The organism is Sunxiuqinia sp. A32 (assembly GCF_052690465.1).
The window spans coordinates 199,635-211,159 of the sequence record NZ_JBQYLI010000007.1 but is presented as its reverse complement, the minus strand read 5'-3'; the positions used below and the strand labels follow the sequence as shown (position 1 = coordinate 211,159).

13 protein-coding genes are annotated in these 11,525 nt (G+C 36.1%); 3 read left to right on the top strand and 10 right to left on the bottom strand.

The features are described from left to right. Positions 1-66: 66 nt before the first annotated feature. The 3 genes from arsB to ACUNWD_RS09640 are packed head-to-tail and all read right to left on the bottom strand — an operon-like array spanning position 67 to position 1,909. Entirely contained in the window at positions 67-1,125 is a 1,059-nt protein-coding gene (gene arsB / locus ACUNWD_RS09650) for an ACR3 family arsenite efflux transporter (RefSeq protein WP_445587592.1), read from the bottom strand. Beyond that, on the bottom strand, positions 1,115-1,540 hold the full coding sequence (locus ACUNWD_RS09645) for an arsenate reductase ArsC (protein ID WP_445587591.1): 426 nt from the start codon (positions 1,538-1,540) through the stop codon (positions 1,115-1,117). Before ACUNWD_RS09645 ends, arsB begins: the two co-directional genes overlap by 11 nt. A gap of 24 nt (positions 1,541-1,564) precedes the next feature. Then, the gene (locus ACUNWD_RS09640) at positions 1,565-1,909 is read right to left on the bottom strand and encodes an ArsR/SmtB family transcription factor (RefSeq protein ID WP_445587590.1); all 345 of its coding nucleotides are present in this window, start codon (positions 1,907-1,909) and stop codon (positions 1,565-1,567) included. Between the two features lie 224 nt (positions 1,910-2,133). Between ACUNWD_RS09640 and ACUNWD_RS09635 the strand changes: the two genes are divergently transcribed. Next, positions 2,134-2,703 (top strand): acetate uptake transporter, encoded by a 570-nt coding sequence (locus ACUNWD_RS09635; protein ID WP_445587589.1) that lies wholly within the window; start codon positions 2,134-2,136, stop codon positions 2,701-2,703. Between the two features lie 62 nt (positions 2,704-2,765). Here ACUNWD_RS09635 and ACUNWD_RS09630 read toward each other — a convergent pair whose 3' ends face one another. The 6 genes from ACUNWD_RS09630 to ACUNWD_RS09605 all read right to left on the bottom strand — a co-directional run bounded on the left by ACUNWD_RS09630 (position 2,766) and on the right by ACUNWD_RS09605 (position 6,427). Then, positions 2,766-3,539: a pyrroline-5-carboxylate reductase family protein gene (locus tag ACUNWD_RS09630; protein ID WP_445587588.1), complete on the bottom strand. Its 774-nt coding sequence runs from the start codon at positions 3,537-3,539 to the stop codon at positions 2,766-2,768. A gap of 76 nt (positions 3,540-3,615) precedes the next feature. Further along, positions 3,616-4,659: a permease gene (locus tag ACUNWD_RS09625; protein ID WP_445587587.1), complete on the bottom strand. Its 1,044-nt coding sequence runs from the start codon at positions 4,657-4,659 to the stop codon at positions 3,616-3,618. A gap of 36 nt (positions 4,660-4,695) precedes the next feature. Then, on the bottom strand, positions 4,696-5,394 hold the full coding sequence (locus ACUNWD_RS09620; protein WP_445587586.1) for an aromatic aminobenezylarsenical efflux permease ArsG family transporter: 699 nt from the start codon (positions 5,392-5,394) through the stop codon (positions 4,696-4,698). A 1-nt stretch (position 5,395) separates the two neighbouring features. Further along, positions 5,396-5,827 carry a nitrophenyl compound nitroreductase subunit ArsF family protein gene (locus tag ACUNWD_RS09615; RefSeq protein ID WP_445587585.1) on the bottom strand — a complete coding sequence of 144 codons (432 nt, stop codon included), beginning with the start codon at positions 5,825-5,827 and terminating at the stop codon, positions 5,396-5,398. A gap of 8 nt (positions 5,828-5,835) precedes the next feature. Further along, on the bottom strand, positions 5,836-6,069 hold the full coding sequence (locus tag ACUNWD_RS09610; RefSeq protein ID WP_445587584.1) for a thioredoxin family protein: 234 nt from the start codon (positions 6,067-6,069) through the stop codon (positions 5,836-5,838). A 58-nt stretch (positions 6,070-6,127) separates the two neighbouring features. After that, complete coding sequence (locus tag ACUNWD_RS09605; RefSeq protein ID WP_445587583.1) at positions 6,128-6,427, bottom strand: ArsR/SmtB family transcription factor; 300 nt, start codon at positions 6,425-6,427, stop codon at positions 6,128-6,130. A gap of 149 nt (positions 6,428-6,576) precedes the next feature. Between ACUNWD_RS09605 and ACUNWD_RS09600 the strand changes: the two genes are divergently transcribed. Then, on the top strand, positions 6,577-7,626 hold the full coding sequence (locus ACUNWD_RS09600) for a M20 family metallo-hydrolase (protein WP_445587582.1): 1,050 nt from the start codon (positions 6,577-6,579) through the stop codon (positions 7,624-7,626). A gap of 269 nt (positions 7,627-7,895) precedes the next feature. Continuing rightward, the gene (locus tag ACUNWD_RS09595) at positions 7,896-10,682 is read left to right on the top strand and encodes a hybrid sensor histidine kinase/response regulator (RefSeq protein WP_445587581.1); all 2,787 of its coding nucleotides are present in this window, start codon (positions 7,896-7,898) and stop codon (positions 10,680-10,682) included. 59 nt (positions 10,683-10,741) lie between these two features. Here the strand turns inward: ACUNWD_RS09595 and ACUNWD_RS09590 are convergent, their stop codons facing one another. After that, positions 10,742-11,524 carry an MBL fold metallo-hydrolase gene (locus tag ACUNWD_RS09590; protein ID WP_445587580.1) on the bottom strand — a complete coding sequence of 261 codons (783 nt, stop codon included), beginning with the start codon at positions 11,522-11,524 and terminating at the stop codon, positions 10,742-10,744. Between the last annotated feature and the right edge of the window lies 1 nt (position 11,525).

Genomic DNA, 11,525 nt, shown 5'->3' with positions numbered 1-11,525 from the left:
CAATGAAAAAGCTGCCAGTTTTAATAAATTGACAGCCATATGTATTTGTATATCAGTAGTTAATTGTTAGTTCGCTGCTATGCCAATCGGACGAAAATATTTCTTTTTGAACCAAATAGCGACATTAACCAGCGCTAATAATACCGGAACTTCAACTAAGGGGCCGATAACTGCAGCAAATGCTTCTCTCGAATTTATGCCAAATACAGCTATGGCCACTGCAATCGCCAGTTCAAAATTATTTGACGCTGCCGTAAATGAAATGGTTGTCGTTTTAGAATAATCGGTACCAGATCGTTTTCCCATGAGAAAGGATACCAAAAACATGACTACAAAATAAATGACCAAAGGAATGGCAATCCGAATGACGTCAAGTGGTATTTTAATAATGTATTCTCCTTTCAGTGAAAACATCACAAAAATGGTAAATAGCAATGCAATTAATGTTAATGGACTTATTTTTGGCAAGAATGTATATTGATACCATTCTTGTCCTTTAACTCTGGTAAGAATAAAACGGGTTAGGAATCCGGCTGCAAATGGTATCCCAAGATAAATTAAAACTGATTCTGCAATTTGTCCAATAGTAATATTGATTTCCATGGCTTGAAGGCCAATAACGTTTGGCAAAATACCTAGAAATACCCAAGCATAGACTGAGAAAAACAAGATTTGAAAAATTGAGTTGAATGCTACCAATCCTGCTGCATATTCACGGTTACCGCCAGCCAGGTCATTCCATACAATCACCATGGCGATACATCGGGCTAAACCGATCAAAATCACACCAGCCATATAATGCGGGTAATCCTGCAAAAATAGAATCGCCAGAACAAACATTAGGATTGGTCCAATAATCCAGTTTTGAACCAATGAAATGCCCAGTAATTTTACATCTTTAAAAACCCGACCAAGTTTTTCATATTTTACTTTTGCCAATGGAGGATACATCATAATTATTAATCCAATGGCAAGCGGAATATTCGTCGTTCCGGATTGTAAACTATTCCAAAAGTTGCTAATTTGGGGACTTTCGTAACCAATCCAGACTCCAACAGTCATCGCAAGCAATATCCACAATGTTAGATATCGATCAAGAAATGAAAGTCGTTTTTTAGCTGGCATGCTTGATGTTTTTTAAGTAGAAGTCATAGAATGAATTTTGTATCTCATCCCGAACTCGATAGAATTCACTCATAATGAATTCATCAGAGCCAACTGCATGCGAAGGATCATCAAAACCGATATGTAAACGATTCTTCACCCTGCCAATAAAGGTTGGGCAACTTTCATTGGCGCCTCCGCAAACTGTAATTACATAATCCCATTCATCATTCAAATATTTTTCAACCGGGTCAGAAGTATGACTACTAATATCTATACCAATTTCTTTCATGACCTGCACTGCTTTTTGGTTCAATTTTCCGGATGCTTCAGTTCCGGCAGAACAAACAGTTATTGCTGAATCAAAAGATTGTAAAAAGCCGTGCGCCATTTGGCTTCGACAGCTATTTCCTGTACAAAGGATTAAAACTTTCATTATTATTTTGTTTCTTTTTATAGATTATGAGTTGTTGTTACATGAAAAGTTGGTAGGCAGATTGATAGTATCTACAAACTGACTAAGAACCATTTTTAGTTCATCAATTTTTTGGGGATTGAGGCAGTAATTCATTTTTACTCCTTCAATTGTACCTTTAATCAGTTCAATATTTTTTAATTCTTTCAGATGTTGATTTACCGTAGTGCGTCCTAATGGCAATTCATTGGAAATATCACTAGAAATGCAAACTTTCGCTTCCGCAAGGTATTTTAATATTGCCAGCCTTGCAGGGTGAGCGAGTGCTTTAAAAAAGCTCGAAGCCACCTGCAAATCATCGTCAAATAAATTAACTTTTGCTTGTGTCATTAGATTGAATATATGGCGTAAAAATACGTCGCTTTCTTTTCTGACGTATTAATACGTCGTTAAATTTGAGTTAAAAAATAGACAATCCGAGTAGAGCAGTAATTTGCCGTCCTTGCAATATTATCAAACCAACAATTTCATCAATTGTAAATGCCGGATATGCTCACAGATTGTTTCTGAACAATATTTTTGCCGCAAAATCAAACAATTAAAATTATCTTGTAATGCAAAATTCAAAATTAGGAAATCCAGCCGTTGTTGGGTTGGCAGGCTTCGGTCTCACGACATTATTGCTACAGTTTCATAACCTTGGCATTTGTGGTTTGGGACCAATTGTTTCGATGGGATTTATATTTGGTGGACTTGCTCAATTAATTGCTGGTTTTATGGAGCAAAAAACAGGCAATAACTTTGGGTTTGCTGCTTTTTCAAGTTATGGTTCTTTTTGGATCGGTTTAGGAATAATCTGGATTTTTAACCACTTCCAGATATATCCATCAACCGGGACTGATGTTGGCCTGTATTTAGTAGCATGGACATTAATTACAGCTATCTTCTGGGTGGGATCATTATTCATACATTCAGCAATGGCGATAACCTTTACCACGCTTTTAATTGGTTTTATTTTGCTTGATTTTGGCCACTTTGGTTTTCCAGCGATGAATGTAGCAGCTGCATACGTTTTAATTATTTGCGCATTGGCAGCCTGGTACATGATGGCAAGCATTATTTTGAATGATTTGGCCGGGCGTGAATTGTTGAAATCCGGAAAAGCCTGGATTGCAAAAAAATAGATCTTTGCTTTTAAAAAATATCGGAAAAGTCCCTGCAGTTAGTGCGGGGACTTTTTGTGTAATTAAGGTTTTATCTTTTGGTATAATCCCATTAACTTTTCATTCAAACATTGCTTTATTTCTTCCTCATGATCCTTGATTGGTTTTACGGGAATAAGATCAATTATTTCGCCAGAACTCATGCCAGAATCAAAGAACAGTTTTATGGATGCAATTAACGTTTCCTGAATAGTTTCTTTAGTTTCAGGCTCATTTAGTCCCATGTCCGTTCCGAGTTTTTGCAAAGTATCCCATTGAAACCAAAAATAAGTTGGCAACATGGCTGAAAGCATTGCATAAGCTTCGAGCTTTGCTTCCTTCACTTCAAAAGTTTTGCCTAGTACTTCGAGTGTTTTTAAAATCAGTTGCTTCTTATCTGCATCTGTTGAATTTGCAAAACTAACAGGATTGAATCCTTCATTAATAATTGAAGTTGCATTCGGAATCATTCTGATGATATTCGGCGTTGGCAGTAGACTCTGAATTTTTTGAATGGTAATTTTTGGAGCAAGTGAAATTACGATTGAGTCATTGGAGAGCGAGTTCTTAATTTGCTCAAGGACTTCGACTACCATTGGTGGATGTACTGCAATAAATACAATATCCTGTTTTGCTCCACTTTCCGAGTTCTCAGCTAAATTAATGCTAGGAAATTGATTCTTTAGAGAATTTAGGACTTCCGAATTTGAATCAAAAACGGTAATTGATTTGAATTCGATGTTTTTGTTTTTAAAGGCTTGAAGAAAGATTTTAGTGATTCTTCCACCGCCAATAAAACCTAGTGATTTTGTTTCCATGAGCGTATGATTTTTGGTTCAATTTTTTGTTCATAGCCTAGCAATCACTCAACACACATCATTCTGCTTTTTCTTGTTACATGATGAAATTAAAAATGATGCCAACAGCTAAAATTCCGGTGGCAACAATTCCGATAAATATGGCGATCAATTGCCATTTTAGTACTTTTTTAAGAATGATAACTTCTGGAAGAGATAATGCGATTACCGACATCATGAAGGCAAGTGCGGTACCCAGTGAAACCCCTTTTTCAATTAATACACTGACAATTGGAATAATTCCAGCAGCATTGGAATACATTGGCACCCCAATTAATATTGCAACAGGTACACCGTACCAATGTTCTTTTCCCAGAAGGGTACTCATAAAATCTTCAGGCACATAGCCATGAGCTCCAGCACCAACAGCAATTCCAATTAGGATGTAAATCCATATTTTGCCCAGAATTTCTTTAACTGAATGGTACCCATTTTTAATTCGATCTTGAAAAGTAATTTTGATCTCGGTCTCCTCATTTTGGTTGGACTTAACCGAAAATACCCATTCAGCAACATACTTTTCCAGCTTGAATTTACCAATTAACCATCCGGATAGAATCGCTACGATTAATCCTGTTCCAACATAAATGAGGGCCACTTTCCATCCGAACAAACCGATTAGTAGTACCAAAGCTACTTCGTTGATCATAGGTGCGGCAATAAGAAATGAGAAAGTGACACCAATTGGAACACCTGCTTCAACGAATCCTAGAAATAATGGAATTGCAGAACATGAACAGAAAGGAGTCACAATACCCAGTATTGATGCCAGGATATTGCCGGTGAACAGTGATTTTCCTTCTAAAATTTTTCTTGTTTTTTCAGGCGTGAAGTAGGTATTAATAATTCCAATACAAAAGATGATTAGAACAAGAAGCAATAAAACTTTCGGGACTTCAAAAATGAAGAACCGAATGGATTCCGCCAGATGCGTTCCTGTCTGCATGGAGAATAAATCATCAATTATAAAGTCTGAAACCGATTGCAGACTTATGTAGACAAAAAGCCAAACAGGTAATAACAGAACAGGAACTGTCCACGCAGGTATATTTCGTTGCAAATTGATTATTCTCTCTCTCATATCTGATCGCTTGCTTGCAAATTTGTTTCTGATCTTTTAAAAAAACAGAATGATGATATAGTAAATTCCAACAGCAATGAAAATGATAGCGACAATTCGCCTAAACCACATTTCAAAGCTTTTTATTTTATTGTAAATGTTCCCAACGGATCCAATACTGTATGCAATTAGCCACGCAAAAAGAATTACCGGGATTCCCGTTGCAAGTGCAAAGATGATTGGTAAATACAATCCACTGATGCTTGAGATGGTCATTGGGATAAGCATTCCGAAATATAAAACTCCACTATATGGACAAAATGCCAATGCAAAAACAACGCCCAAGAGCAAAACATTCCAGTAACTTTTGTAGGAAATATTTTCCATCTTTCCCGTAATTCCATCCATGCCGGGGATTCTTAGTTGAAGCAATCCAAGCATAAACAGGCCAATGATAACCAACAAAGGGCCTATAATTTTTTCGCCCCATTCTTGCAGAAAACCAGAAATTTCAAAATGACTTGCTCCAAAGTAAAAAAGCAATCCAATTAACGTATATGAAATTGCACGCCCAATAGTGTAGATTAACCCATTATAAAATACTCTCCTCTGCATAGTCAAATCTTTGCTGACATATCCAATTGCGGTAATGTTGGTTGCAAGTGGACAAGGACTGATGGCCGTCATCAGTCCCAAAATGAATGCAGACAAAATTGGGGTTTCAGAGTTTTCCAGTATGTTCTGAAGAATTTCCATGCTAGATTAAATCATCAACGGTTGACTTGATTTTTGCTTTCAATTTTTCAGGTTTTGTCCTTGCGTTCATAAAGGCATCGTTGGTCAAATTGACGACTTTTTCTCCCTTTACAATGATAAGCGTCTGACCACTGATTTTATATTTTTTCACAAGGGCATTTTCATTGTCTTCTTCTCTGTTTATTGAGTCAAACGTAACTTTATCTGCATACAATTCTTTTAAGGCATCTCTGGTTACAGATTCAACAGCCTCGCAAGTCACGCAGCGCCTTGTTCCGTGAAAATAATATGCTTTTACTTCAGAAGTTTCTTTTGTGTCAGAACAACACTTCTTTGTTTTTACAGCAATTGAGCTTTTATCACAGCATTGAGCATTAACATTGAAAACACTGATTGCAAAAATAAAAATGGTGATGGATATTAGTTTTTTCATGATAAAAATTATTGGGTGAGTAATTCGATGATTTCGTTAACAGATAAAACTTTTCCTTTTGAAACGATTTTTCCATCAACAACAAGGGCAGGAGTAGTCAAGACTCCCAGTTTCATCATTTCAAGCATATCTTCTACTTTAGTAACGGTAGCGTCAATACCTGCCTCACTCACAGCTCTTCTTGTTGATTCTTCAAGAGTTTTACACTTTTTACAGCCTGTTCCAAGTACTTTGATTTCCATGTTGATTTTAGTTTTTATTCGTAGTTCGCAAAACAGCGAACAAGTGTGATAAATTTTTTTAGCTTTTCAGTAATTTCCGGAATAATTCTTCCGCTTTTTCCCAGTTCGTTCGGTTGATGCAATATTTAATTTTAGGACCTTCAATTTCACCTTGAATTAATCCGGCATCCTTCAATTCTTTCAAATGCTGGGATAAGGTGGACTTTGCAATTGGAAGAATATCAGTTAAGTCGCCACTGTAACAGCATGATTGGTTGTTCAATAGTTCAAGTACGTATAAGCGAACGGGATGCCCCATCGCTTTAGCAAAGCGTGCTGTTTGAATTTGATTTTCTGTAAAAACAGTTGGTTGTTCCATTTTTAGTGTTCGTAATATTGCGAACAAATTTAGGAATTTTTTATTAATTGGAAATCGTAATCAATAATTAATTGCATATAATATGCAATTGGAGTTTAGAACTGTTTCTTTAGGAAACATTATTACATTTGTCATTCTAATCAGGAAGTATGAAAGAATACATTGACCTTTTGAGAAAGATGATACAAACTCCTTCATTTAGTAGAGAGGAGTCTGATGTTGCAGCAATCGTAAGAAGTATTTTAACCGAAAAAGGAATAAGTTTTCAAACCAAAGGGAATAATACCTGGGCACGAAATGCTGGATGGAAAGACGGAAAACCAGTTGTTTTGCTTAACTCACATATTGATACTGTGAAACCAGTAAAGAATTGGACGAAAGATCCGTTTGCAGCAGAATTGAATGGTGATCAACTTTTTGGTTTGGGAAGTAATGATGCAGGAGCTTCATTGGTTACATTAATGGCGGTATTCGTTTATTTTAATGCGCAAAACGAGCTTCCTTACAACCTGATTTATGCGGCATCTGCGGAAGAAGAAGTTTCTGGTGCCGGTGGAATGGAGAGTCTCATTTCCGAATTCGGGAAAGTTGATTTAGCCATCGTTGGTGAGCCAACACAAATGCAAATGGCCATTGCAGAAAAAGGGTTGATGGTTTTAGATTGTACAGCTTTTGGTAAAGCAGGCCATGCTGCCAGGAATGAAGGCGAAAATGCGCTATATAAAGCATTGGATGATATTCAAAAGATCAGGGATTTTAAATTTGACAATACTTCAGAAGTTTTGGGTGATGTAAAATTGTCAGTTACCCAGATAAACGCAGGGTATCAGCATAATGTAGTTCCCGATCAATGCAGTTTTGTTGTGGATGTTCGTACAAATGAGCACTATTCAAATAAAAAAGCCTTTGAGATCATTAATAATTTGGTCGATTCAGAAGTGAAAGCAAGGTCCTATAAATTAAATTCTTCAGGCATTAAAGTAACGCATCCTATCGTTAAGCGGGGTTTATCGTTGGGCCTTAGTTATTATGGATCACCAACCACATCGGATCAGGCTGTAATGCCGTTCCGCTCCATAAAAATTGGTCCGGGAGATAGCGCCAGATCGCATACTGCAGATGAATATATTCTTCTTTCCGAAATTGAAGAGGGTTTTTCTACCTACATAAAATTACTCAACGATTTAACCTTGGATTAGCATCGTTGTGGTTAAATAGACGAATGTTGTTTCTCCTAAGAATCAATGTATTTGATTTTATAGGAGATTCAATTTAATACATCATTCATTAGAATCTTTTTTCCTATACAGGTTATATATCACAGATTAATTGAAAATTAATTGATATATTGGAACATAGTTGGCTGAGAATTACTTTGATGCATTAGTTTTTAGGTGATTAGATGTATTAAATCTATCTAAATTCTTGAACAACTATAGATTGGGGGGATTTCTAAAATTGCGTAGAAATGGATTATAGGGAAAAATCTAAGGAAGATCTCATTAACGAGCTTCATCGACTTCAAGAGGAGCTAAGTGATGTAAAAGAGAATTTACGTAAAAAGGAAGAATTAGCTGAAAAATCCGAATTTTTGAATAAAATTATTGATGAGTCAGCTATAAGTGCCTGGTTGTCTGATGATAATGGAATTGCCATTCGAGTGAATAAAGCATGTCAAAGATTTTTTGGTGCTACCGAAGAGGAGGTGATAGGAAAGTACAACTTGTTTAAAGATGAAGTGCTTGTAGAACAGGGATTTATACCTCAATTGAAAAGGGTCTTTGAAGATGGTGAGATAACTGATATTGTAGTTGACTACAATTTTGGTCAGGTAAATCATGTAAATGTTGCCAATCCGACACACAAAATAGTTAAATCATTTTTTACCCCTATATTGGATGCGAATGGGAAAGTTACAAATGTTCTTGTGCAGGGGATTGACCTCACTCAACGAATTCGCTATGAAGATCAACTGATTAGGGATCAGCAATATGTGAAGAGTTTGTTAGATAGTCTTCCTGGTATTTTTTATCTATACTCTTATCCAGAGCTAAAGCTTGTCGATTGGAACAAAAATCATGAAACTGTTTTTGGCTATTCGTCAGAAGAACTTAAAGATCGCTCAATTTTTGAATGGCACAGCACTGATTTGAAAGCGGTTGTTTCAGAGGCAGTGGATTTGGCAATGGAGAGAGGTGAAAACGAAATCGAAGCCCAATTAATAACAAAAGATGGAAGATATATTCCGTTCATATTATCAGGAGTAAGTCTTGAATTGCAGGGTAAAAGATATTTAGCAGGAGTCGGTATTGATATTTTAGATCGAAAAAAAGCAGAAGAAGCACTTCGTCAGTATGAACACATCTTCTCCAGTTCTTCGGACCGAATGGCCTTGGTTGATAAAAATTATCATTATCGGGTTGTTAATGACACATACGCAGCTACTTTTAACCTAACCCCGGCTCAAATGATTGGAAAATCAATGAGAGAAATATTTAGTAAGGAATTTTTTGACTCTGTGATACAGCCGACCGCAATCAAATGCTTAAAAGGAGAAGAAGTAGTAAGACAAGAATGGTTTAAATTCCCTGAACCGACAGGGCTCAGGTATATTGAGATAAAATACTCTCCTTATTATGATGATCAGGGATTAACATTAGGGTTTGTTATTAACGGTAGAGATAGAACAAAGCGTAAACACGCAGAAGATGCCCTTCTATTAAATACTCAATATCTTAAAGAAACTCAACAGATTGCAAATTTAGGAACGTATACTTTGGACTTTACAACTGGTTTGTGGGAATGCTCAGAAGTTCTTAATACCATCTTGGGGATCAATGCCAACTATAAAAAAGATGTTGAGGGCTGGTTGGAAATCGTCCACCCGGAATTTCGTCAAATAATGGCTAATTATTTTAGTAATGAGGTGGTTGGGAAAGGATTGGACTTCAATAAAGAATATAAAATTAGAAGGATAAATGATGAAGAAACTCGTTGGGTACATGGTATTGGACGATTAAAATTTAATGATGATCATGAACCCATTTCTATGATTGGTACTATTAGAGATATTACCGACAGCAAAAACGCGGAAGAAGCATTAATTCAGGCAAAAGAAAAAGCTGAAGAAAGTGACCGTTTAAAATCTGCATTCCTTGCAAATATGAGTCATGAAATTCGAACCCCGATGAACGGTATACTTGGATTTGCAGAGCTTCTGAAAGAACCAAGACTTTCTGGCAAAGAACAACAGAATTATATTCAAATTATAGAACGGAGTGGAATCCGGATGCTCAATATTATTAATGATATCATTAATATTTCGAAAATTGAGTCAGGACAAATGGATGTTACAATTTCAACAACTGATATAAATGAGCAGTTAAAATATATCTATAAATTCTTCAAACCTGAGATTGAACAGAAGAAGTTACAGCTAGTTTTCGACAAAAAGTTGAATTCGAGTAATTCAATAATACAAACTGACAGAGAAAAATTATATGCGATTTTGACAAACCTGGTTAAGAATGCGATTAAATTCACAGAAAAGGGAAGTATTGAAATTGGTTGTGTAAAGAAAGATGAATTTATAGAGTTTTTCGTGAAGGATACAGGTGCAGGGATTCCGGTCGATCAGCAGAATGTTATTTTTGAAAGATTTATTCAAGGCAGCGTGTCAATTACCCGAAGTTATGAAGGTGCTGGTTTAGGGCTTTCCATTACTGAGGCGTATGTTAATTTGCTAGGTGGTAAAATTTGGGTTGAGAGTGAAGTAGGGCATGGCGCAGCATTTCATTTTACAATACCATATAAGCAGGTTGATACTGGTGATCGAAGTAATGATAGAAAGTTATCAATTACTGAAATAGAATCCGATAAAAAGAGTTTGAATGAAAAGCTAAAAATGCTTATTGTCGAAGACGATGAGGTTTCATCGATACTACTTTCAACAACTCTGGAAAGCTATTGTAAGGAAATTATTGTTGCAGTCAATGGAGCTGAAGCAATTGAGGTTTGTAAAAGCAATGCAGATATTGATTTAATTCTGATGGATCTGAAAATGCCTGAAATGAATGGATTTGAAGCTACCAACCGAATTAGGAAATTCAATAAAGAAGTAATTATTATCGCTCAAACTGCTTTTGCTTTAGCCGATGATCGCGAAATGGCAATTGATGCGGGATGCAATGATTATATTTCAAAACCAATTGACAGGGAGAAACTGATTCTATTGCTAGATAAGTATTTCAAATAAACGATGTCGATTATATAAACCTTTCATTTACTTTAGTAATAGTAACGTTGGTTACAACGTTATTGAATTGCGTCTTTTTCCGATATGTAGGGATTTTCTACTTTTTCTTCACCAATTATAGTTTGTGGTCCATGTCCTGGATAGGCAATGGTATTTTCGTCGAGAAATTTGTAAAGTTTGCGAACAGATTCTATTTGTTTTGGAAATGAAGAGTTCGGATATTTTTGGGTGTTTCCAACTCCTCTGTAAAATAGTTCATCACCGGTAAATGCAATTTTATCAGTATAGTAGCATATGCTTCCGGGTGCATGACCCGGTACAAGCAATGTTTTTATTAGTGTATTCCCTATATACAGGCTGTCATTTTCCTGAATCCATATGTCTGGTTCTCCAATTTCAGTGAAATCCATATCCGCAATTCGATACAACTCAACTTCACTTTTTAAAATTTTCACAGCTGATTTTGAGTAGGTTTCCTTCCAATTCGAATAAACATGCAGCATCGCATCATATTCTTCTTTTGAGAAACAAACCTTAGCTTCTGGAAATTTTTTCCTAATTGAAGCCAGACCATAAACATGATCAGGATGGCAATGCGTGATGAAGATGTACTTTAGCTGGATATCCTTATCGGATATGAGTTGAATTAATGAGTCAACCTTTTCACTCACATCAACAAGGGCTGCCTCATTACTTTCTATGTCATAAAGTAAATAGCAATTAGTTTGATAAGTCAGACTAGTTTCTGTTTCGATAACCAGCCCATTTATATCTTTCCCAGCAACGATAACGAAAAAAGTTAGAGCAATGGACATTGCTCTCAATAAGCCAATTCTTTTCATA